This is a genomic window from Nocardia violaceofusca NBRC 14427 (genome assembly GCF_963869435.1).
GTDB classification, from domain to species: Bacteria; Actinomycetota; Actinomycetes; order Mycobacteriales; family Mycobacteriaceae; genus Nocardia; species Nocardia aobensis.
Genome location: NZ_CAWMPM010000031.1, coordinates 115,908 through 137,907 on the forward strand (window position 1 = coordinate 115,908; position 22,000 = coordinate 137,907).

General features: G+C 67.3%; 21 protein-coding genes and 1 tRNA gene. 10 read left to right on the top strand and 12 right to left on the bottom strand.

The window, feature by feature from the left end; all coding sequences use genetic code 11:
* Window positions 1–2 precede the first annotated feature (2 nt).
* Together AC5592_RS25105 and AC5592_RS25110 are read left to right on the top strand one after the other, a co-directional pair.
* Entirely contained in the window at window positions 3–650 is a 648-nt protein-coding gene (locus AC5592_RS25105; RefSeq protein WP_063065598.1) for an FMN-dependent NADH-azoreductase, read from the top strand.
* A 1-nt stretch (window position 651) separates the two neighbouring features.
* Window positions 652–972: a DMT family transporter gene (locus AC5592_RS25110; protein WP_063065599.1), complete on the top strand. Its 321-nt coding sequence runs from the start codon at window positions 652–654 to the stop codon at window positions 970–972.
* Between the two features lie 105 nt (window positions 973–1,077).
* Here the strand turns inward: AC5592_RS25110 and AC5592_RS25115 are convergent, their stop codons facing one another.
* On the bottom strand, window positions 1,078–2,790 hold the full coding sequence (locus AC5592_RS25115) for an alpha-keto acid decarboxylase family protein (RefSeq protein WP_063920378.1): 1,713 nt from the start codon (window positions 2,788–2,790) through the stop codon (window positions 1,078–1,080).
* A 367-nt stretch (window positions 2,791–3,157) separates the two neighbouring features.
* Between AC5592_RS25115 and AC5592_RS25120 the strand changes: the two genes are divergently transcribed.
* Window positions 3,158–4,177: a zinc-dependent alcohol dehydrogenase family protein gene (locus AC5592_RS25120; protein ID WP_063065601.1), complete on the top strand. Its 1,020-nt coding sequence runs from the start codon at window positions 3,158–3,160 to the stop codon at window positions 4,175–4,177.
* Between the two features lie 59 nt (window positions 4,178–4,236).
* Here AC5592_RS25120 and AC5592_RS25125 read toward each other — a convergent pair whose 3' ends face one another.
* From AC5592_RS25125 to AC5592_RS25165, 9 genes are all read right to left on the bottom strand, one after another.
* Window positions 4,237–5,061 carry a MerR family transcriptional regulator gene (locus AC5592_RS25125; protein ID WP_063065602.1) on the bottom strand — a complete coding sequence of 275 codons (825 nt, stop codon included), beginning with the start codon at window positions 5,059–5,061 and terminating at the stop codon, window positions 4,237–4,239.
* 50 nt (window positions 5,062–5,111) lie between these two features.
* A complete protein-coding gene (locus AC5592_RS25130; protein ID WP_063920379.1) occupies window positions 5,112–5,417 on the bottom strand; it encodes a transcriptional regulator in 306 nt (101 codons plus the stop codon).
* Complete coding sequence (locus AC5592_RS25135) at window positions 5,405–5,872, bottom strand: hypothetical protein (protein ID WP_063065604.1); 468 nt, start codon at window positions 5,870–5,872, stop codon at window positions 5,405–5,407. The genes AC5592_RS25130 and AC5592_RS25135 overlap by 13 nt, the downstream gene beginning before the upstream one ends.
* Window positions 5,873–6,001: 129 nt before the next feature.
* Window positions 6,002–6,373: a nuclear transport factor 2 family protein gene (locus AC5592_RS25140; protein ID WP_157122173.1), complete on the bottom strand. Its 372-nt coding sequence runs from the start codon at window positions 6,371–6,373 to the stop codon at window positions 6,002–6,004.
* Window positions 6,374–6,673: 300 nt separating this feature from the next.
* Window positions 6,674–6,985 carry a hypothetical protein gene (locus AC5592_RS25145; protein WP_198163930.1) on the bottom strand — a complete coding sequence of 104 codons (312 nt, stop codon included), beginning with the start codon at window positions 6,983–6,985 and terminating at the stop codon, window positions 6,674–6,676.
* A 117-nt stretch (window positions 6,986–7,102) separates the two neighbouring features.
* A complete protein-coding gene (locus tag AC5592_RS25150) occupies window positions 7,103–7,459 on the bottom strand; it encodes a hypothetical protein (protein WP_157122176.1) in 357 nt (118 codons plus the stop codon).
* Between the two features lie 160 nt (window positions 7,460–7,619).
* Window positions 7,620–8,051 (bottom strand): pyridoxamine 5'-phosphate oxidase family protein, encoded by a 432-nt coding sequence (locus AC5592_RS25155; RefSeq protein WP_036511562.1) that lies wholly within the window; start codon window positions 8,049–8,051, stop codon window positions 7,620–7,622.
* A gap of 28 nt (window positions 8,052–8,079) precedes the next feature.
* Entirely contained in the window at window positions 8,080–8,979 is a 900-nt protein-coding gene (locus AC5592_RS25160) for an alpha/beta fold hydrolase (protein ID WP_063920380.1), read from the bottom strand.
* 579 nt (window positions 8,980–9,558) lie between these two features.
* Window positions 9,559–9,632, bottom strand: a tRNA-Pro gene (locus tag AC5592_RS25165).
* Window positions 9,633–10,057: 425 nt separating this feature from the next.
* Between AC5592_RS25165 and AC5592_RS25170 the strand changes: the two genes are divergently transcribed.
* The 7 genes from AC5592_RS25170 (at window position 10,058) to AC5592_RS25200 (ending at window position 19,587) form a co-directional block, all read left to right on the top strand.
* Entirely contained in the window at window positions 10,058–12,382 is a 2,325-nt protein-coding gene (locus tag AC5592_RS25170) for an ATP-binding protein (protein ID WP_198163931.1), read from the top strand.
* Window positions 12,383–12,465: 83 nt separating this feature from the next.
* Window positions 12,466–13,671 carry a PucR family transcriptional regulator gene (locus tag AC5592_RS25175; protein ID WP_063065608.1) on the top strand — a complete coding sequence of 402 codons (1,206 nt, stop codon included), beginning with the start codon at window positions 12,466–12,468 and terminating at the stop codon, window positions 13,669–13,671.
* A gap of 202 nt (window positions 13,672–13,873) precedes the next feature.
* Window positions 13,874–14,572 carry a cutinase family protein gene (locus AC5592_RS25180; protein WP_084507113.1) on the top strand — a complete coding sequence of 233 codons (699 nt, stop codon included), beginning with the start codon at window positions 13,874–13,876 and terminating at the stop codon, window positions 14,570–14,572.
* 647 nt (window positions 14,573–15,219) lie between these two features.
* A complete protein-coding gene (locus AC5592_RS25185; RefSeq protein WP_036508342.1) occupies window positions 15,220–15,597 on the top strand; it encodes a VOC family protein in 378 nt (125 codons plus the stop codon).
* 131 nt (window positions 15,598–15,728) lie between these two features.
* On the top strand, window positions 15,729–16,028 hold the full coding sequence (locus tag AC5592_RS25190; RefSeq protein WP_036508345.1) for an ArsR/SmtB family transcription factor: 300 nt from the start codon (window positions 15,729–15,731) through the stop codon (window positions 16,026–16,028).
* Window positions 16,029–16,135: 107 nt separating this feature from the next.
* A complete protein-coding gene (locus tag AC5592_RS25195; protein WP_063065609.1) occupies window positions 16,136–17,971 on the top strand; it encodes a phosphoenolpyruvate carboxykinase (GTP) in 1,836 nt (611 codons plus the stop codon).
* Window positions 17,972–17,973: 2 nt separating this feature from the next.
* Complete coding sequence (locus AC5592_RS25200) at window positions 17,974–19,587, top strand: SulP family inorganic anion transporter (RefSeq protein ID WP_084507123.1); 1,614 nt, start codon at window positions 17,974–17,976, stop codon at window positions 19,585–19,587.
* Window positions 19,588–19,865: 278 nt separating this feature from the next.
* Here AC5592_RS25200 and AC5592_RS25205 read toward each other — a convergent pair whose 3' ends face one another.
* Window positions 19,866–20,288, bottom strand: a complete 423-nt coding sequence (locus AC5592_RS25205; protein WP_063065610.1) for a DUF7144 family membrane protein — start codon at window positions 20,286–20,288, stop codon at window positions 19,866–19,868.
* 288 nt (window positions 20,289–20,576) lie between these two features.
* Window positions 20,577–21,983 carry a hypothetical protein gene (locus AC5592_RS25210; protein WP_063065611.1) on the bottom strand — a complete coding sequence of 469 codons (1,407 nt, stop codon included), beginning with the start codon at window positions 21,981–21,983 and terminating at the stop codon, window positions 20,577–20,579.
* Between the last annotated feature and the right edge of the window lie 17 nt (window positions 21,984–22,000).

Below are 22,000 nucleotides of genomic sequence, written 5' to 3' on the forward strand. Positions count from 1 at the left end.
CAATGACCACCCTGCTGCACCTCGACGCCAGCGCCCGCCGCACCTCGATCAGCCGCGAACTGAGCGCCGCCTTCGCCGCCGCCTGGCGTGCCGAACACCCCGACGCCACCTACACCCACCGCGACCTGGCCGCCGATCCGATCCCATTCATCGACGAGGGCTGGACCGAACTGTGCGACCGCGTGCTGGCCCACGGCGCCACCGACCTCGATCGACTGGGCGAGCTGGTCGATTCCCCCGCCCAGCAGCGGGCCTGGGAGATCGTCGAGCCGCTGCTGGCCGAGCTCCGAGCCGCCGATGTCGTGCTGATCGGCACGCCGATGTACAACTACTCGATTCCGGCCGGCCTCAAGGCATGGCTGGACCAGATCACCTTTCCGCGAATGTCGCTGGCCCCCACCCGATTCGTGGTCGTCACCGCGCGCGGCGGCGCGTGCTCACCGGGCGCGCCGAAGGCGATCTACGACTATCAGGAGCGCTATCTGCGCGACTTCTTCGCCGGCCATTTCGCCGTCGAGGACACAGTTTTCGTCAATTCCGAACTGGTGAACTCGCGCCAGGACCCGGCACTTGCCCACCTACGCGACAAGCACGACGCCTCCTACGCCGCCGCGCTCGTCACCGCCCGCACCCTGGGCAAGGAGTACTGAAATGAACTGGCTCGTCCTGAGTTTGGCCGGTGTGGTGGAGATCGCGTGGTCCCAGTCCATCAAACCGACCCAGAATTTCACCAAGCCGCTGCCCACCCTGCTGTGCTTCGTACTCGCGGCGATCGCGGTGTACCTGCTGTCCCACGCCATGCAGACACTGCCGGTGGGCACTGCGTACGCCATCTTCACCGGCATCGGCGCGGCCGGCGCGATCGCCCTCGGCATCGTCGTGCAGAAGGACCCGGTGAGCGCGGGCCGGATGCTGGCACTGTCCATGATCATCGGCGGAATCATCCTGGCCCGGATCACCAATCCCGGGTGAGCGTGGTCGCCCGCCTTCAGGCGGCGCCGATGCCGGCCTCGTCGCCGTCGATGTCGATCAGGCCGAGTGCGCGGGCGTCAGATCAGGCCGGCGGCGAAGCCATCATCACGCGGGCCGCAGCTGGGCGCCTTCCTGGTGATGAGGGCCGCGGGGCCCGTAGTCGAGTTCGGCGCCTCTGTTGCTGCTGGAGGTGACCGCGGCGGGGGAATCGAAGCGATCCATGATCGATTCGACGAAGATCAATCTGTCGTTGGGTGCCGCCAGGGCGTTGTGCAGGTCCGCGGGCGTCTCGGCGACGAACGAGCGTGCCGTGGTGTCGGGGCGCAGGACCTTGGGCAAGGCCGCGTAGGCCCAGGTGGCGATGTCGTTGTAGCTCTCGGTCTTGCCGAGGTATCCACGCTCGATGGTGTATCCCCCGTTGTTGATCAGGAAGATCACCGGCTTGTGGTCGTGGCGCAGGATCGTCGAGAGTTCCTGGGCGGTCAGCTGGAAAGAGCCGTCGCCCACGAACAGCAGATGACGCCGTTCCGGTGCCGCCGTGAGCGTGCCGAGCAGGGCCGCGACCGAGTAGCCGATCGACCCCCAATTCACCGAGCCGACGAAGGTGCATCCCGGCGGAAGCTGCAATCCGAACAGGGCGTACGAGGTTCCGTTGTCGACCAGAAGCACATCCCCGGGCCGGATGTAGCTTTGGATGGCCTGCCAGTACGCGGCCTGGGTCAGCTCCACTTCATGGTCGAGATGAGCGCGCGGGGCGGCGTCCGCGGGCTGGCGTGCGACCTGCGCGTGACCGGTGGCGTAGGGCAGTGCGGCGATGACACCGCGGAGAACTTCCGCGAGGGCCACTGCCTGATAGTTGAAATCGCCGACATCGGCCGAGTGTCCGCGCAGGTGGATCGCGTCGGCGGGCAGCGCAGCCGTGAAGTCGCCTGTGGTCACTTCGATCGGCCGGTAGCCGATACAGAGCAGGCAGTCGCTGCCCTGTATCGCGTCGAGCGTCGACGGCGCACTCGCCTTGCCGTTGTAGACGCCCACGTAATGAGGGAACGTCTCGTCGATCACAGCCTTCGCCGTACTGCTCACCGCCACCGGAATCCGCAGCTTCCCGGCCAGTTCCATGACCTCGCCGGCGACACCGAATCGGTCCGCGTCCAGATCCACCAGAATGGCCGGCGACGAGGCTGCGGACAGGCGCCCCACGATCGCGTTGATACACGACTCCAACCGTTCGGGGTCGCTGGACGGCTGCTCGAGTACCAGCGACTCGGCCGGAACCTCGATGTCGAGGTAGGCGATGTCGGAGGGCAGCTCCATGTACACCGGCAGCTTCTCCCGCCACGCGGTGAGGATCAGCCTATCGATCTCGATGCTCGCGTTGCACGGGGTCAGCCTGGCCTGCGCGGCGGTCACCTGCGCGAACGCACCGAGAAATCGGTCCCAGGTTCCGTCGGCCATCGTGTGGTGCATCCCCAGGCCACGGTCGATGGACCGCAACGGAATCGACCCGCAGATACAGACCACCGGAACGTGCTCGGCGTAGCTACCGGCAACTCCGTTGATCGCACTCAAGGCGCCGACCGCATTGGTCACCAGCAGCGCGCCCATACCCTTCAGCCGCGCATAACCGTCCGCCGCATACGACGCATTCAACTCACCGCAATTACCCACCCACTCCAACGAGCTGTGGTCGTCGAGTTGGTGCAGCAACTCGAGGTTGTAGTCACCGGGGACACCGAAGAGGTGGCTGATTCCAGCCTCTTCCAGACGTCGGAGCAGAAAGTCGCCGATTGTCATTCGCTGGGTCTCGCGCCTGGACATCGTGAACGCCTCCGCATCGTTTCACGCTGACATCACCGTCTCGAACGTCGACTCCACCGAGTGCGAGCCTCGCGACCGCTCGCCGCCGGACGCCCGCCACGTGCGGAGCATCGGGCCCATAGCCCGGAGTAGTGATTCGAGGACACCTCGTCGTGATCGGATCACGGGTACGGCCGGTAATTCACCTGGCAAACCTCAAAGCCACGGCGCTGATCCGGCCGTTGTCAGGCAGTTTCAGGAATTGCAGCTAGAGCTATGATGGTACAGCTAATTTTCCGCATCGGCGCCGGTGCGCCAATGGCGATCGGCTGGTAAGCCAGGAATTGGCCCCGCTGATTCTCCATCCGACGGAAGGAGAGCCGGAAAGATGACAACCATGCGGTCTGTCGTCGCCGAGACGGTGGGCGAACCATCCGCGGTTCTGAACCTGCGGGTACGCCCGATTCCGGAGCCCGGTCCCGGCGAGGTCCGGATCCGGGTGATGGCCGCGCCGGTCCATGCCAGCGATCTGCACACCATCCGCGGCCGATATGGATTCACGCCGGAGTTTCCCGCGGTACCCGGTATCGAATCGGTGGGGGTGATCGACGAACTCGGAAGTGGCACAACCGGTCTGCGCGTCGGGCAACGCGTCGTCACGATCGGAGTCACGGGCACCTGGCAGGAGTTCGTCGTCGCCGAAGCCGCTCGGGTACTGCCCGTGCCCGCCGGCATGAGCGATTTCACGGCGGCCCAGATCCTCACCAATCCGCTCACTGCCGTGGTCCTGACCGGTGATGAACTCGACGTCCGACCGGGTGAATGGCTCCTGCAGACCGCTGCCGGTTCCACCGTGGGCCAGTTGGTCATCCAACTCGGCGCCCACATCGGTTTCAAGACCCTCAACGTCGTGCGCCGCCGCTCGGCCGTCGACGAGATCCTCGCGCTGGGCGGCACCGCGGCGATCTGCACCGAGGACGAGGACCTGCGCGAACGGGTCGCGGACATCACGGGCGACACCGGCGTGTCCAAGGCGATCGACTGTGTCGCCGGCCAGGTGGGCGCCGATGTCTCGCGTGCGCTCGCACCGCATGGTGAGCTCGTCGTCTACGGTGCGCTGTCGACGCACCGCCACACCGAGCCCGGCAAACTCGCTATCCCGATCTTCGCGCGCTCACTGATCTACGAAACCAAGACGGTCCGCGGGTTCTGGCTCTTTCGCCGGCTCACCGAGACTCCGAGGGATCGAATGGCCGCAGCGATCGACCGGACGCTCGAGCTCGCCGACAGCGGTGTGCTGCGTGTGCCCGAGGGTCGGCCGATCCCCTTCGAGCAGTTCGGCGAAGCCGTCTACTTGGCAGAAGCTCCCGAACACGGGGGCAAACCGCTGCTGATATTCGAGCAGTAGGAGCCAGAAGCCGCCTGACCGTGCGGGCAGGTGGACAGGCTGACCGCGCCGACCCGGGATCAGGTCGTGGCGATGGGCGCCTGCAGCTCGGCCACGGACTCGTCCGGATTCTGCGAGACATTGAGCGTGATCTCCCGCGCATGGCCGTCGAACCGGTAACCGTGCGCCTCGACCCACCGGACGAGCAGCTGGCTGGTGCTCAGAAAACCGTGTTCCATGCCGCGATGCACGACCGTAGCGGCGCATTCCACGGCGGGCAGCGAGACGACTCGAAAATCTGCGCCTTCGGTGACTTGCGCGGGCACCGGGACACCGACGTGCACGACGATCCCGACGTCGCCTTCCTCAGGAGTCTCGAAGTAGATGGTGCGGGGGCCGGTCGCGGTGACCCCGACCGAGTCGAGCCGCCGACGCAGCTCGTCGAAGAGCCGCGCGATCAGCGGGCCGGTCTCGTCGGGGCTGAAACTCGTGGCCGTCGCGTTCAGCTCGGCCACACGGACCGCGGGCAGTCGCTTGACAACGACGTCTTCCTGAGGCATGCAACCCTCGTCTTCGATCGACCGGAGCCTCGCCTCGACCTGCGCCAGCCTCGACGCCGCGTCCGCCAGAGCCGCTTCCAACTCCGCGCGCCGCAGACGCAACATCCCACGTAACTGTTCGGTGCTGACGTCCTCGTCGAGAATCGTCTGCACCTGCTGCAACGTGAAGCCGAGATCCTTCAGCGCGACGACCCGGTTGAGCCGCGACAGCTGCGCCGCCTCATAGAAGCGGTAACCGCTGGACCGGTCCACATGCGCCGGGCGCAGTAGGCCGAGGGCGTCGTAGTGCCTGAGCATGCGGACGGAAACACGTCCGTGCCTGGCGAAGTCTCCGATGGTGAACATGACTCCTCGAGTGTCGGCCCTGACACCGTGGCAGGGTCAACAGGATCAGGTCACGATTCGCCGGTGATCTCCCTGCTCTTTCGGGTGAGCGCGGCGAGGGCCGAGAGGTGGTCGTGGTAGGCCGCGCGGCCCCGCGCGTTGAGGGCGAGCCAGGTTCTCGGTCTGCGGCCTACGTAGCCCTTGGTGACGTCGAGATATCCCGCGCTCTCCAACGTCGTCACCGCTTTGGACAGGGTGGGTTTGCTGAGGTCGCACATCTCGGCCACGACGAGGAATTCCGCTTCGCCGCAGCCGTCGAGGAAGGCGACGAGTTTGAGACGCGGCAGGGAGGCGAACAGCTCGTTCAGCGCTTCCACGGTCGCGTCTCCCGCGACAGGATGCGCGGCCGTGCCTGCGTGAACCAGATCCATCCGCCCATGACGACGCCGGCCGCGACCCGAATCCATCCGTCCGAACCGGACATCGCGTAACCGGCCAGCGGCACCACCAGGAGCACGACCAGCAGTGCCACGTTCTGCTTCCACTCCGCAGGCGGCCGGGGGACCACCCCGCGGGCACGCTGAGTTCGGCGCTGTTTCTGCAGGAGTACGGCGAACGCGCAGCCCGAGCCGATTCCGCCGATCAGCACGATCCATCCGAATGGTCCGCCGACACCGTCGGCAATCGCCGTGCACAGCAGCAGGACCGCGAGGGCTCCCGTCACCGCGGCGGCGACAGGTTGCCACCTGGGCAGCGCGGCGGCCTCGTGCGCCTGCCGCGTGGTAGCGGTAGCCAGATCCAATGCCTGCTGTGGCGTCTGCGCGTCGTACATCGACCGACCATATGTCGGACGGTTTCCATTTGGCAACCTATTTCCATGAAGATACAGCCATCTCAGCCACGGATGGCTGGGTTCTCCAGGAAATTCGTGTGTGACGCGCCGGGCGGGAGGTTGGGCACCCTACGACGGCTGACGAATCTCGGTGACGATGGTGTACAGCTCGATGATCATGCCGGCGGCGGTGCGGGCGATGTCCATGCCGCTGACCACGGGCGGCGCACCGGCGGGCCCGTACTCGAAGGCGAGCTGGCCGATGTCGTCGAGTTCCACCGCGGGACCGGCGGCGCGGAATACCCAGTCCGGATTCTCGGCACGCAGTTCCGCGGCTCGACGTTCGAAGTCCTTGCGTCCGAGGATTTTCCGGTCGGGTTCGTGCCACACCACATTCTCGGCATAGCTGTCGGCGATCACGGTGGCGCGGCGAGCCGGGTCCGGCTCGTTGAACACCTCGAGCAGATTGCGCCGCATGAGTTCAGCCGGTGAAACAGTCACAGCAGATCCTTTCGAACACAGGAACAGCGAAGGGCGCGAGGGGCTGAGGCACGCGTCCGGGTCGGTTCGACGAACGGGGTGGTACGCAACCCATGCCGCGAGCGCACCGGCTGAATGAAACCACAGCCATGTGGCGCCGCAGAGTAACGACACCGCTGCGGTCAGTCGACCGGCCGAAGGCGTCGAGCGGACCTCACCGAGCAACCCGGACCAGTACACGGAACCTGAACCGAGCCAATACGATTCGGCCCGGCCCCCTGGCACGCGAGAGCCCGGGGAAGCGACGACCGGCGGAGCGATTCAGATGTGGAACAGCGGTCCCGTGAGAGTCAGGCCGAGGTCACTACCGACGTGGGAGAAGAAGGCGAACAGCATCAGGGACGCGCCGGCGAGCCCGATATCTTTGTTGAAGTGGATCAATTCCTGCCCGACCCGGAACCTGGTCCAGGGCAGGTGCTGATCCGTGTGGAGGCCGCTGCGGTCAACTTTTCGGACGGCGGTGGCGCCGACCCGCAAGGCGTCGCTGGCGGGTGCGACGCCGCCGGGATGGAAGGTCAGCGGGTGTAGTCGATGGAGGCGGTGGTGAACGCTGGCGAAGGATGCGGCGGACACTAGGAAGCTGGCCGAGCAGCTGCTGGCCCAGGCCAAATAACAAGGCATCGACCTGGTCAGGCCGGGCGAGCCGCTCGACCAACTCACCAAAACCGTGCTCGAAACCGCACTGGAGGCTCACGCGGCTTGAGAGAGCGTATGCCAGGTGCCGGACTGTTCCATTTGCCATGACGGCTTGACCCGATGTGGAGAAGTGGATTCGATCCGGCTGAGTGGGTTCGCCCGGTCGTTAACCGGGTGATTCCACACGCATGGCAAAAGATGAAGGCGATGGAGCCCTCGCCCTGTGATGTCTGCTCGTCTTCGGTCGACGGCCGGCCAATCGGATTTGAACTGGTGGTACACCGCCGCTTTGGTGGCACCGATGTACTCGGCGAGCATCGGGATTGTATTCCGCAGGAACTGCCACGTCAGCACCCGGCGCGGCGGCGGAGGTCGTCGCCCGAAGCCGGCCGACGGGATGCGGCTGGTCATCGGCCCGGCCTATGGCAACTCGACTTTGCTCGCCAGCCAGCGACCGCCCGAGTCGATCTTCAGACCGACATGGCGGATCGAAAACGACCGGGCGACCGCCCCCGACTGGGCCTGCTCATGTCGAGCACTACTTCGCCGACCGGACGCCCGAACAGTGCTGTCAGAGATCGCCCGAGTAGTCCTGGCTGATCCAGCGGTCGGGGCGGATGGTGAACAGTACGGAGTCGTTGCCGTCCATCCGGTCCGCGAAGGCGCGGCCCTCCTCCGGACCGAGATAGCGGCTGGCGATGCTCACCCGCGCCTCCCGGGGCGAGGGAGTGGCGGCCTCGACGACCGTGCCCTCGACGATGACGTACTGATAGGGCAACTCTTCGCGCTGCACCGTCAATGTCACCACGCCGGCTTCCCGCATCAGCCTGGCCTTGCGGCGTGCCGCGCCGGTGTTGATACGGATGTTGCCGCCCGGGGTGTAGTCGTACCAGATCGGCGCGGTGGCGGGCGGACGCCCGTCGCCAGCCGCGACCGACAGCACTCCGATGTGCTTGCCCGCCAGGAACTCTTGACGCTCGGCTTCCGAGAAAGGTTTCGGCATAAGACGTCGAACGGAGCGGGTTGCGCCGTTATTCCGGTCGAACGCGCGAATCCCACTGGGCAAGGACGGTCCGCAAGGTGGCCACCAGCGCAAGCGGCTGATCCATCATCGGGTGATGACCGGCCTCGGCCAAGTCGACCACCGTCGCCGCTCGCCCGAACAAGCTCGCGATCTCCAACGCCCGCTCCCGAGCCACCAAACCACGTTCGCACCGAATGTAGAGCACGGACGCGTCCACGGCCCGCAGCGAGCCCAGCGGTGGGATACGCCCGTCCTCGAGGCGCTTGCGCAACATCTCGGGATCGAACTTCCAGCCCCACCCCGCACCGGTGTCCCGCACCGATTCCTCCGCCACGTGCCGCGCGACGTAAGGAAGCAGAACCTCCTGGTCCGGGACCGTTCGAAACCGGCCACAGATCTCAGCCCGCGTCGGGTACGTCTTCGGCCGGCGCAGCAACTGCCCGACGATGGACTCTTCCGACGGCTCCTGAAACGGAGAATCGACGACGACCAGACCCGCCAACGATTCCCGATGCCGAGCAGCCGCCACAGCGCTCACTCGCCCACCCATGCTGTGCCCGACGACATACGGCCGGCCGGCTATCCCGCCGGCCTCGGCAGCGGCCATCACCTCGTCCGCCCAGCCCTCGATCGGATACCGAGATCGCACAGCGCTGTCACCGTGACCGGACAAATCCAGCGCCACCACACGATACGTACCCGCCAACAGCGGACCGATGTGGTCCCACCAGCCCGAATGCGCCGATCCGCCGTGCACCAGCACCACACCGGCCGTCCCCACCCGGCCCCAGCACCGCAGATGAACGACACCACCCGCGACGTCGACCTCGCGATGTTCGGGCAGTTCCGCAATGGCTTGGGTAAACCATCCCGGCGCCGCGACACCCGCTTCCGCCGTCACTACCACCGCCGCCTCCTTCGCCCGAGCCCGCTCCGCTCCCCGGACAATATCGGCGGCTATAGGAAGCGACAGCGCCAGCGGTGGCGCACCAACGGTTTTCCTCGATCCCGAGCACCATATCCCGCCGTGCCCGACACGGATCGGCGCTGACACGCGACAACTACGGCAGCGATCCCGAGCCGCAGAAACAGCGAACTCCGACAGTTCGCCCCACAACTCAACTTCCCTGTGCAGCAGCACAATTCGGAGACCGAACCAGCAACGGGACGTCGAATGCCGCCACCGCTCGGTGCGCCAGACCGCGCGAGGCGAGATTTACACCTGGGTGACAGCCAAACGTTCCGCCGAGCGGTCAGCACCGTGGCCGAGGACGCCTGTAGTGACCCCGAGAGGTCCGCGTGAAAGAGGTTCGACGCACCGAAGGAACCGTGAGCCGAACCACCAGCGACGGGACGGTGCCGCCCTCGCGCAGTTCGCGGGCAGCATTCTGCGCGTTGGCACACTCTTGGCACACTGGCCGTCAGCCGGGGCCGCTTACCGAAACGAAAAATCCCCTCCGACCCTGGTCGGAGGGGGTTTTCTCGGTCGGGCTGACAGGATTTGAACCTGCGACCACTTGACCCCCAGTCAAGTGCGCTACCAAGCTGCGCCACAGCCCGTGGCTCCCGCTTGCGGGTGCTCGAAGAGATTACCTCACTACCCCCTTGTTGGACCAAATCGGCTGCGTGCGGCAATCTCGTCCCGGAGGCACAGGCGGAGTGAGAGTCCGTGACGCGGCTCATCTGATCGACGGCTGCCGGGCGGACGTCGACCACGAGGCGGCGACGGCGGGAGCGCCTTCGCCGCTCCGCGAGCACGACGACGAGCCGAATCAATCTGCGGTCCTTTCGAACTCGCCCTATGGCAGTCTTGCAGTCGTTCCATGCGCGGCATGGAGTCTGCCGTGGGCTACTGGTTCGTCGCCCTCGTCTTCTTCGGCGTGGGCTGGGCGAGTTGCCTCTAACTGCCAATGCGGCCGGTTCGGTCGGCGCTTCGCTCGGTCCTCGCGCAATCATGGGCACGGTGACAAAGGTGCTCAGTAGGATTGCCGAGACCTGACAATGCGGGTGCGTGGACGAAAGTGGACGACCGGATGGTGCGTACCGGGCTGGTGTCGGAGCTGACCAGCTATGTCGGCCGGCGCGGCGAGTCCGCGGATGTCCGCCGATTGCTCGGGTCGGCGCGCTTGGTCTCGCTGACCGGGCCCGGCGGGGTGGGCAAGACGCGGCTGGCGTTCCGGGTCGCCTCGGACACCGCGCGCGCGTATCGCGACGGGGTGTACTTCGTCGAACTGGCCGAGCTGCGCGAGCCGGCGCTTCTGGCCGACGTCGTCGCCGACCGGCTCGATCTTCAGATCCGCTCCGAACAGCCGGCGATCGGCCGGGTGCTGGAGTATCTGCGCGAGCGCGAGGTCCTGCTCGTGCTGGACAACTGCGAGCACATCCTCGGCGCGTGCGCGGAATTCGTTGCGGCGCTGCTCACCCAGTGCGGCAAGGTCACGGTTCTGACAACGAGCAGGCAATCGCTGGCGGTTCCCGGGGAGAGGACGTTCCGGGTGCCGCCGCTGCCGATCCCACCGGACACCGCCGGGCCGTCGGAACTGCTGCGTTACGACAGCAGTCGCCTGTTCGCCGACCGGGCCGCCGCCGCGCAGACCGATTTCGACATCACCCCGCACAACGCCGCCGACGTGGCACGCCTGTGCCGGCAGTTGGACGGAGTCCCGCTGGCGATCGAGTTGGCCGCGGCGCGCATGCGTTCGCTGCCACTGCACCAGATCTGCCGGCGGCTGGACCGGAGGCTGACGCTGCTGACCACCGGTTCGCCGATCTCGCCCGAACGGCAGCAGACGCTGCGCGCCACCATCGTGTGGAGTTACGAGTTGTGTTCGCGCGCCGAACAACTCGTCTGGTGCCGGGCGTCGGTGTTCACCGGATCCTTCGACCTCGAGGCCGCGGAATTCGTCTGCGGCGGTGACGGAGTGGATCCTGCGGCCGTGCTCGACATGATCGACGCGCTGGTCGACAAGTCCGTGCTGGAGCGAGACGGCACGGACGACGCCCGGTACCGCATGCTGGCAACCCTGCGGGAATTCGGGCAGGAAGAACTCCACGCGGCCGGCGACGACAATCGGATCGCCCGCAGACATCGCGACTGGTTCGACCGGCTGACGGCGCGGGCGGATGCCGAGTGGATCGGTCCCTCGCAGTCGTCGTGGGTGTGGCGGTTGCGGCGCGACCACGCGAATCTGCGTGCGGCACTGGAGTATTCGCTCACCGAGCCCGGCGAGGCGGATATCGCCCTGCCGATGGCGCAGCGGATCGTCGAATACTGGACGTTGCGGGGCACGAACCGCGAGGCGCGCACCCGGCTCGACCGCGCCCTCGCCGCCACCTCGCCGGACCATCCCGCCCGTGCCTACGGCCTGGCGACCAGTGCCCAGTTCTCGGTGTGGCTGTCGGACATTCCCGGCACGCTCACCAGGCTGGACGAGGCCGACAAGATCGCCGCGGACCGCGGCGATCGGGTGGCCGCGGCGTTGTCCGATGTGGTGCGCGCGCAAGTGGCGAAGATCCGCCTCGAGGACCGGCTCTCGGCCGGGCTGGCCGGCGCGGCGGTGCCGGTTTTCCGCGCCCATGGCGATCGACGCAACGAACTACGCGCCCGGTTGCATCACGGGATCGCCAACACCGCGAGCTCGCCCGCGGAAGGTCTTCGCCTCCTGCGGGATATGACGGCGCGCAGTGACGAACTGGGCGATACCTACTACCGCGATATGGCGCTGTTCGGTATCGCCATGATCGAGGTGATGGCCGGCAGCCTGGACGCCGCCGAAGCCGCTGCCCGTACCGCGCTGGCCTCGACTCGATTGCGCGACAGCCGTTTCGGTGACGCCTACCATCTCGAGACGCTGGCCTGGTGTGCGGCCCGGCGCGGCGAATGCGAACGGGCGGCGACATTGTTCGGTGCCGCGGCGACAGCGTGGGACCTGCTGGGCTCCGACCCGGCGGCGATCATGCCGCGGCCGCACGGCAGATTCCGGGATCTGGCCGCCACCGCGCTGGGCGCCGACGCGTTCGACAGCGCCCATGCCGCCGGGCGCGCCTTGCCCCGCGAGCGGGCGCGTCGGTACGCCCTGCGTGAAGAGACCGAGGACTCCGCGGTCCGGGAGCCGCAGTCACCGTTGACGGCGCGCGAACTGCAAGTCGCCCGGCTGGTCGCCGACGGTCTGACCAACCGCGAGATCGCTGTTCGGCTGGTCATCGCTCCACGCACCGCCGATACCCACGTTCGCCATATCCTCACCAAGCTCGGCTTCGGCAAACGCGCGCAGATCGCCGCGTGGATGGCCGCCCGAACACACCCGTAAGGCGCGGATATACGTCGTTTCGCCGATGTGGGCGACCCTGGACGCCGGGCACGCTGGCACTCCCGGCAGATGGGAGTGAACCTATGTCCGAACCGACCACCGACCACCCGGCCCGACGGCTCCAGGGCGTCCTCGCCGTCGAGGACCGTCCGGCTCCGGCCGCACCCGCCGGCGCTCGTGACACAGCGCGGGCGATGATCGGCCGACTCCTCGCGCGCGTCGCGGCAGACGCGACGCGAGCCGGCGATGCCGAGCGGGACTGTCTGCGGCTCGCGGTCGAGATCCTGCACGCACCCTCTTCCCGCGACTGCACCACGCGACTCGAGGATGCCGCGCGGACCTGGGCACGCGACGGGCTGTCGACAGACGTCGTGAACGCTCTGCACGCCGCGGTGCAGGAGGTGCTGCACCGGATCGGCCAGGGCGATGCGACATCGGGCCACCGGCACTACGACGTCGTTGTCGCCGCCGCCACGCTGGTCGGGGATCTGTTGGACACCATGAGCACCACAATCATCGGTGCCTGCGTCCGGCAGTTCGACCGAGCCGAAGACGGCCACGAGGCCGCGCTCTCGGCTCTGCTGGAGGGACGATCGGTGTCCGAGATCGGGGCTCGGTACGGCGTGACGATCGCCGAGCGCTATCGAGTCCTCGCGCTGGCAACGCAGCCGGACCGGCACTGCGACGGCGACGACGTCATCGGCAAAGACCTTCGGGTGCAACGACTTCGGCACGCACTGGCGGAACGGGCCGGCGGCGCGACGCTGTCGACGTTGTCGGCGACCGGCGGCACGGTTCTGTTTCCGGCAGCGGAGGTGGCCGCCACCGGTGTCGAGCACCTGGTCGCCGAAATCGGTCGGGCAGCACATCTTTCGATCGCCGCCACGGTGGTGGAGGCATCGATCACCGACATCGCCGACGCCGCCGAGCGGGCACACGAACTTCTGGATATCGTGCAGCGGCTGGAGCTGCCCTGCGGGCTGTACGGATTCGACGAGCTCGCACTGGAATACCAGCTCACCCGTCCCGGACCGGCGCTGGCGCATCTGCGGGCTCTGCTCGCACCGCTCGACGGGCACCCCGACCTGCTGGCGACGTTGCGCTGCCATATCGCCGCCGGCCTCAACCGGCGCCGCACCGGGAAGACGCTGAACCTGCACCCCAACACCGTCGACTACCGGCTGCGACGCATCGCCGAACTCACCGGCTTCCACGCGCACCGCTATCCGGACCTGTGGTACCTGCGGTCCGCGCTGGTCGTGCACAGCGTCCGGCCGCACCGAGACTGAGACGTCGCCGGCGCCACGGCCGTGCGGGCCCGGCTGCTCGGTAGTTGCGGCCCCCTGTGCACCCGACCAGCGATGCCGGAGGGCCTTGGTGACAATCACGGAGACCGTCTCCTCGGCTCTCCTGACCTCGTTCGCGGTTCTAGCGTCTGACCAGCATCGGTACCGCTCGGGTACCCGGTCGATCAGCAGAGGAGACTTGCAGATGGCACTGTTCGACGGGAAGAGGCCGCGCCACGTCCGCGAGATAGCTGCGGCCTCCGCGGTCGCGTCGATCGCCGCTACCTTCGCCGTGGCCGGGATCTCGGCGGCCACCCCCGCGGCGGCGCAGACGGCCTGCGCCGATGTCGACGTCGTCGTCGCTCGCGGCACCGGCGAACCGCTCGGCGCCGATCCCGGTCTCGGCGCGGTCGTCGGCAACCCGGTGTATCACGCACTCGCACAGCGCTTGTCGAGCTCGCACAGCGCCTATCGCGTCGAGTACCCGGCGAGCCTGGTCGAACCGTGGTCGGTGCAGCAGGGCAATCGCGACCTGGTGAAACATGTGACCGACGCGGCGAAGGCCTGCCCGAGTCAGCGCTTCGTCCTGGTCGGGTACTCGCAAGGCGCGAACGTGGTCGACAATTCGATCGGCGTCAGCAGTGTGGGCGCGAAGGTCGGCGGGCCGATCGTTGCCACCCTGCCCGCGTCGGTGGCTTCGAAGATCGCCGCGATCCTGTTGTTCGGCAATCCCATTCGCGGCATCGGTCACAGCGTCACCGGCCCCTACGCGAGCCGCACCTACGACACCTGCACCGCGAACGACCCGGTCTGCGACCCGAAGGGCACGAGTTGGAAAGTGCACCGGACCAGCTACACCGCCAAGGCGGGCGAGGCGGCGGACCTCGCTGTTGCACATCTGTGATGAACGCCGCCCCTCTGCGATGAGCGAAAGGTGTTAAGACCGTCAGGAAAACGTCGCAGAATCCGAAAAGGGTGATGTGCTGGAAAGCTTTCAGATAGAACCACCCGCCCAACCGCATCCCGTGCGGTTCGGCGGGTGGGTGAGGGACCGGAGTCAGATGCCGATCACGCCGCGCATCTGATCGAACCAGTCCACGACCATGTTCACGACCTGAGACAAATCACCGATAATCATCGGGTTCCTCCTTTCGGTAACACTTGCGGACTGCGTATTTCGTCATACCCGGCAGATCCGGGAATTAACATCTTCTGCCCCTCGCCGGTCAGGGCAGGTTTCACGCCGCATCGCGGAAACGACCGGACGGCAGTTGGACATTCGATCACCAGCATCCCCATCGACCGCCGAGGGCCCGGGACGGTAGCCGACAAAACCGCTCGGAAACAACCACTTCCACGTCGAGCCGGAAATGTTTGCATGACAAACCGTTTCGAGCAGTCGATCGGGGGGCACGGAGTGACCGCCCCGGCGGCACTCGTGGAGTACGCCGGTACGGCCGCGGTCCAGTGCAGACCTACCCGCACTCGCCCACCGCCGCTCTCCCGAGCAGGGCTGGCCGATCCGGCGACCAAGCGGCGACACTGGACGGTATGCGCTTGAACCAGGTCACCGTCGGCAGCACGAACCTCGATCGCTCCGAGCGTTTCTACCGGCTGCTCGGCCTGCGACTGATCGTCGAGAACGATCACTATCTGCGGTTCGAATGTCCCGCCGGTGAGAGCACCTTCTCGGTCGACCGCGTCGACGCCGTCCCGGCCGGCGAGGAGATCACCCTGTATTTCGAGACCGACGACCTCGACGGCGAATATCGGCGCCTGTCCGACGCCGGCATCGCATTCGATCAACCCCCCGCCGATATGCCGTGGCTGTGGCGCGAGGCCCGATTACGTGACCCCGACGGCCACCGGCTGTGCTTGTTCCACGCCGCCGGGAACAGGCGCAATCCGCCGTGGCGGCTGCCCGGCTGATCGGTGGGCGCAAGCAACTCGGCACTTTCCTTGCTTGCTAAACTTTGCAACCAAGAGCGACGGGGCAGGCCGTGCGGCCGCGGACCATAGGGAGTGATTGCGTGCCCGGACTCAGCAGGCCCCTCTATCAGATGAAAGCGGAGTTCTTCAAAACACTGGGACATCCGATCCGGATTCGCGTGCTCGAACTGCTCAGCGAGCGCGAACACGCGGTCTCCGAGATGCTGGCCGAAATCGGTATCGAACCGGCGAATCTGTCGCAGCAGCTCGCGATTCTGCGCCGAGCCGGCCTGGTCGTGGCCCGGCGCGAGGGACTGTCGGTCACCTACGAACTCACCTCACCGCAGGTCGCGGAATTGCTGGCGGTCGCACGAGCGATCCTGACCGGCGTGGTCGCGGGCCAAGCCGAGGCGCTGGAAGAGCCCGCCTGACGATCCAGCAGTAGCAGCCGGAACATCGACGCCGACCCCGGATACCGGCACTGATTGCAGGTTTTCTAAACTAACTACATTGCAGCTTTATCAAGGAGGCAGGTCTCGTGTCCGACAGTTCACGTGTCATCGCATGGCTCGACGAAGTTCCGGTGGCTCACGAGAGCGTTCTGGCGTGGATCGCCGAGGTGGCCGAGCTGACGGCCCCCGAGCACATCGTCCTGTGCGACGGCTCCCGCGCGGAGTGGGATCGGCTGACCGGACGATTGGTCGAGAAGGGCACCTTCGTTCCGCTGACCGGGAAGCCGAACTCGTTCTGGTGCGTCTCCGATCCCGAGGACGTCGCACGGGTGGAGGATCGCACGTTCATCTGCTCCGAACGCGAGACCGACGCCGGCCCGACCAACAACTGGGTCGACCCGGTGGATATGCGCACGGTGATGACCGAGCACTATCGCGGCGCGATGGCCGGTCGAACCATGTATGTCATCGCGTTCTGCATGGGGCCGCTGGATGCGGATGATCCCAAATTCGGTGTGCAGATCACCGATTCGGAATACGTGGCGGTGTCGATGCAGATCATGACACGGTCCGGCGACGCCGTATGGGAAAAGCTCACTGCCGCACCGGACTTCGTCAAGTGCCTGCATTCGGTCGGGGCACCGCTGGGCGCCGGCGAGCCGGATGCCGCGTGGCCGTGCGATACCACCAAATACATCTCGCACTTTCCCGAGCGGCGCGAGATCTGGAGCTACGGATCCGGCTACGGCGGCAACGCTCTGCTGGGCAAGAAGTGTTTCGCACTGCGCATCGCCTCGGTGCTCGGCCGGGACGAAGGTTGGCTGGCCGAACACATGCTGATCCTGAAACTGACTTCCCCACAAGGGAAGACGCACTACGTCGCCGCCGCGTTCCCGTCGTCGTGCGGCAAGACGAACCTGGCCATGCTCGAACCCGCGCTCGACGGCTGGACCGCCGAGACGGTCGGCGACGATATCGCCTGGCTGCGCTTCGGCGCCGACGGCCGGCTCTACGCGGTCAATCCCGAGGCCGGATTCTTCGGTGTCGCCCCCGGCACCGGCGCCACGACCAACCCCAACGCGATCGCCACCATCGCGAAGGGCAATTCGATCTTCACCAACACCGCCCGCACCGACGACGGGGACGTGTGGTGGGAGGGATTGACCGCCGAGGCGCCCGCCCATCTCGTCGACTGGCACGGCAAGGACTGGACGCCAGCATCGGGAACGCCCGCCGCGCATCCGAATTCGCGGTACTGCACGCCTATTCGGCAGTGTCCGTCGGTGGCTCCGGAATGGGACGATCCGAACGGCGTGCCCATTTCGGCGATCTTCTTCGGCGGCCGCCGCGCGACCACCGTCCCCCTGGTCACCGAAACCTTCGACTGGGCGCACGGCGTATTCACCGCCTCGGTGCTGTCCTCGGAGACCACCGCCGCCGCGGCCGGGACGGTCGGTGTCGTGCGGCGCGATCCGATGGCGATGCTGCCGTTCCTCGGCTATCACGTCGGTGACTACTTCGCCCACTGGCTCCGGCTCGGCGCCGCCGCCGACCCGGCGAAATTGCCGAAGATCTTCCAGGTCAACTGGTTTCGCCGCAGTCCGGAAGGCGAATTCCTGTGGCCCGGGTTCGGCGACAACGCGCGCGTGCTGAAGTGGGCACTGGACCGTCTCGACGGCACCGCCGAGGCCATCGAGACGCCGATCGGCTACGTGCCGGACGCCGCGGCGCTCGATCTCACCGGTCTCGACGACAGGCAGCGCGCCCGGGCTGCGGCCTCGCTCGCGGTCGACATCGACGAGTGGGTGGCCGAGGTGGCCGACATCGACCACTGGTACGCCACCATCGGCGGCAATCGACTGCCCGAATCGTTGCGGGAACAGCTCGCCGCGCTGAAACTGCGTCTGGCGGCACGGTTGTGAATATCGCCGCACTGCGCCCCCGCTGGTCCGATTGGCGGCCGGCGGTGGTCGCCCCGGGCGCGGATCTGTTGTCGGGGCTGATCGTCGCTCTGGTGGCGCTGCCGCTGGCACTGGGCTTCGGCATCAGCTCGGGACTCGGCGCCGCGGCCGGATTGACCACCGCGGTCGTCGCGGGCATCGTGGCCGCGATATTCGGCGGCTCCCGTTTCCAGGTGTCGGGACCGACCGGGGCGATGACCGTCGTGCTGGTTCCGATCGTCCACCAGCACGGCGGGGGCGGGGTGCTGGCCGTGGGCCTGATGGCCGGCATCGTGCTGGTGGCGCTCGCGGTCGCCGGGGCCGGGCGTGCGGTGCGATACATGCCGGCCCCGGTGATCGAGGGCTTCATCGCCGGCATCGCCGTGGTGATCGCGTTGCAGCAGTTCCCCAACGCCCTGGGAATCGCGCACGCGCACGGGGACAAGGTGTGGCAGTCGGCCTATGATGCTGTGTGCCAATATATTTCGCATCCGCATCTCGCGCCGGTCGCGATCGCCGTGGCGGTGGCCGCGGTGATGCTGGTGGGCGGTCGGTTCCTGCCGAAGCTGCCCTTCGCGTTGCTGGCCGTCGCCGGCGCGACCGTCGTGGTCGCGGTCTTCGATATCCACACCGCGGCCATCGGCGCCCTGCCTGCGGGGCTGAGCGCACCGACCCTGGACTTCCTCGATTGGGGCAGCCTCGGATCGCTGGTGGCGCCGGCGCTGGCGGTCGCCGCACTGGGTGCCCTCGAATCACTGCTGTCGGCGACCGCCGCGGACGCCATGGCCGTCGGCACGCGCCACGATCCCGACCGCGAACTGTTCGGACAGGGTTTGGCCAATATCGCCGCACCGCTGTTCGGCGGGGTGCCCGCAACCGGCGCGATCGCTCGCACCGCCGTCAATGTCCGCTCCGGCGCCCGCACCCGGCTGGCCGCGCTGACGCATGCGGTGGTCCTGGCCGCGATCATCTATCCGGCCGCACCACTGGTCGCCGATATTCCGGTCGCCGCGCTGGCCGGTGTGCTGCTGGCCACGACGGTTCGCATGGTCGAAACCGCGTCCCTGACCGCCATCGCACGCGCCTCCCGCGGCGACGCACTCGTCATGGCCGCGACATTCCTGGTGACGGTCGCCCTGGACCTGGTGACCGCGGTCGGTGCCGGCGTCGCGATCGCCGTCGTGCTCGCGCTGCGTTCGGTAGCGAAAGAGGCTCGGCTGCACCAGGTTCCGCTCGACGAGACCGATCACCTCACCGAGGAACACGGCCTCCTCCACGACCGCATCGTCGCCTACCGCATCGACGGGCCGTTGTTCTTCGCGGCCGCGCACCGCTTCCTGCTGGAGTTGTCCGAGGTCGCCGACGTCCACGTGGTGGTGCTGCGCATGTCGCATGTCACCGCACTCGACACCACCGGCGCACTGGTGCTCAAGGACGCCGTCACGAAACTGCAGCACCGCCACATCACGGTCCTGATGTCGGGCCTGCGCGACGACCACCGCCGCCGGCTCGCGATGCTCGGGGCCCTGCCCGCGGGCGGAGAGACGCGGATCTTCGAGCAGACGCCCGACGCCCTCGCGTACGCCCGCGCCATGTGATCGCCGAGCCGAAAGGTACCGGCGCTGCGGTGATCTCGCCCGGCAGCGGGGCGGGCGCGCGTCGAATTCTTCCGCCGCACGCCCCACGGATACTTCGACACCGATCGGATTCGCGGTGAGCTCGTCGAAGCCGGCTTCGAACAGCGACCGCGATCGCGGCCGAGGCGCTACGCGGCCGATACGGAAGCGACGAATTCGACGCGCCGATGCGGTGGCTGCAGATGACGGCGCGGCGGCCGGACCGCGTCCCCGAGACGCGGTCCGGCCGGCGCGAGATGTCAGATTCGGTGCGGATCCCACGTGGCGATCGCCCAGATCACCACGATGTCGAGGGCGATGACCAGTATCGACCACCACGGATAGTGCGGCAGCCACAGGAAATTGGCGATGATGGACAAACCCAGTAGCGCGATCGCCAGCATCTGTCCCCACGTCGAACGGGTGAACAGCCCGGCGGCCGCCGCCACCATCAGGATGCCCAGGATGAGGTGGATCCAGCCCCATCCGCTGATGTCGAACTTGTAGATGTATTCCGGTCCGGAGACGTAGACGTCGTCCTTCGCGATGGCCGAGATGCCTTGCAGGATGGACACCACTCCGGTGACGGCCAACAGGGCCGCCGCGGCCAGCGATGTACCGGCCGCTACCGCGTGCCGGGTGTCGGATCGCCCGTTCCGTGTTCCGTGTTCCGTAGCCGTCACGACGGCTCACCCCTTTTCGTGAACCTCGCCGGCGGGCCATCCGCCGGCGTGCACCGACATGCGTCGGGCCTGGTGGGTTGTGACATGCGGCCCTGCGCTGCCTCCTGACCAGCCGCCGCGGCGGATGATGGCCCCGGTTCGCTCACCGACCTGGTACATCCCTCGATGGACGAATTCGGCGAGCCAACCGGGCATCTAACGATTCGTCGCGGAAAACGTCGCGGATAATCGCGAACCGGTGGACCGGTCGATCGACCCCGAAACGTAACCGAATTGCCGGTTCCGGCGTCACCCGGCAGTCGACGAGTGCTCCGGACCCGCAGTGGTTTCCGGTGAGGCAGTGGTTTCCGGACCGGCAGTGGTTTCCGGTGCCGCGGGTCGCGCGAGAATTTCGATGATCAGCAGCAGCGCGCCCGCGACCAGCGCGATGCCGATCACGACCAGGCCGGTGGCGTAGGGCCACAACACCAGGACGAGCACAGCGCCGGCCAGTACCGCGAGGCGCAGCGGTGTCCGATAGTGCGCGACGAACGTCTCGACCACGTTGGGCGGGCGCCGACGCCGGCCGCGGGCGGCGACCATGAGCCGGCCGAAACCGGAGCGCACCGACTGCGCCGAGTGCGACGACCCGGCCAGATATCCCACCGCGGCCACGACCAGGCTCACGACCGCGACCGCGCGCAGCGACACCCGCAGCGGGTGGATCACGGTGTCGAACAGTGCGCTGGCGGCCGGTGGTGACAAGGCATCGGGCGGAACGGAATCGAGGTAGATGCTGCGAGCGATCACGACCCCGATGGCCAGCAGCACCATCGCGACCGCGCCGGCGACGCCGACCAGCGCGAGCGTCCGCAGCCGCCGCCCGCGGGGAGCCAGCCACACCGCGCCCGCCGCGGTGGCCAATGCCACCCACGGCAGGATGTTCGCCGACCGATCGAGCGTGCGCATCCACGACTGGTACTTGGGCAGCTCGGTCGCGTGGAAGAGGACGAATTGCGCGTCTACGTCCGGGATCCGGTCGGCGAGGCTGACTCCGCGGGCATCCAGGCGCTCGCGCACCGTCGCCAGGATCGGCTTCAGGGAGATGCTCACGGTGCCGTCGTCGCTGACCTCGATCCCGGGCCGGGTCTCCCCCTTGAGCACGTGAACCAGCGCGTCGTGCGCGCGGCGGTTGGCGGTATCCCATGCCTCGACGAATTGATCGCTGGTCACCACGGCCGTCGCGGCCTGGTGGATGTAGTTCTCGGCCTGGTCGGCAACCAGCGCGGGCAGGCTGTTGAGCGCCGCGACCGCGCGGGGGCGATCCGACAATTGCCCGGCGTTGCGAGTGAGCGCGTCGACCGCGTCGGCCGTGTACGCCTTGATGTCGACGCGAGTGACGATCGCATCGGTGATCTTGTCGGCCAACTCGTTCTGGATCGCCGGATCGGTCGCCAGCGGTGCGACGGTGGTGACGTAGCGGTCGGTATCGAAGATCTGGCTGCGCACGAACCGCGTCGTCACCGACCCGATGATCAGCACCGCGGTCAGGATCAGCAGCAGCACGACTCCGGTCCAGCGCCACGCGTGCCGGCGAGACGGATGCGGTGGATGCGCCGCGACATAGGCGCGCAATCGCTCGAGTTCGGCACGATCGTCGGAGGACAGTCCCGCGTTCGACTCCGGTGGGCGGGCATCTGGATCATCGGCGGACATGACGGCTCATACCCTTC

What these genes read in the sequence shown, in the direction of transcription:
- AC5592_RS25105 (WP_063065598.1), top strand. Translation starts at nt 3, where the DNA reads ATGACCACCCTGCTGCACCTCGACGCCAGCGCCCGCCGCACCTCGATC.
- AC5592_RS25110 (WP_063065599.1), top strand. Translation starts at nt 652, where the DNA reads ATGAACTGGCTCGTCCTGAGTTTGGCCGGTGTGGTGGAGATCGCGTGG.
- AC5592_RS25115 (WP_063920378.1), bottom strand. Translation starts at nt 2,790, where the DNA reads ATGTCCAGGCGCGAGACCCAGCGAATGACAATCGGCGACTTTCTGCTC.
- AC5592_RS25120 (WP_063065601.1), top strand. Translation starts at nt 3,158, where the DNA reads ATGACAACCATGCGGTCTGTCGTCGCCGAGACGGTGGGCGAACCATCC.
- AC5592_RS25125 (WP_063065602.1), bottom strand. Translation starts at nt 5,061, where the DNA reads ATGTTCACCATCGGAGACTTCGCCAGGCACGGACGTGTTTCCGTCCGC.
- AC5592_RS25135 (WP_063065604.1), bottom strand. Translation starts at nt 5,872, where the DNA reads ATGTACGACGCGCAGACGCCACAGCAGGCATTGGATCTGGCTACCGCT.
- AC5592_RS25150 (WP_157122176.1), bottom strand. Translation starts at nt 7,459, where the DNA reads ATGACCAGCCGCATCCCGTCGGCCGGCTTCGGGCGACGACCTCCGCCG.
- AC5592_RS25155 (WP_036511562.1), bottom strand. Translation starts at nt 8,051, where the DNA reads ATGCCGAAACCTTTCTCGGAAGCCGAGCGTCAAGAGTTCCTGGCGGGC.
- AC5592_RS25175 (WP_063065608.1), top strand. Translation starts at nt 12,466, where the DNA reads ATGTCCGAACCGACCACCGACCACCCGGCCCGACGGCTCCAGGGCGTC.
- AC5592_RS25180 (WP_084507113.1), top strand. Translation starts at nt 13,874, where the DNA reads ATGGCACTGTTCGACGGGAAGAGGCCGCGCCACGTCCGCGAGATAGCT.
- AC5592_RS25185 (WP_036508342.1), top strand. Translation starts at nt 15,220, where the DNA reads ATGCGCTTGAACCAGGTCACCGTCGGCAGCACGAACCTCGATCGCTCC.
- AC5592_RS25190 (WP_036508345.1), top strand. Translation starts at nt 15,729, where the DNA reads ATGAAAGCGGAGTTCTTCAAAACACTGGGACATCCGATCCGGATTCGC.
- AC5592_RS25210 (WP_063065611.1), bottom strand. Translation starts at nt 21,983, where the DNA reads ATGTCCGCCGATGATCCAGATGCCCGCCCACCGGAGTCGAACGCGGGA.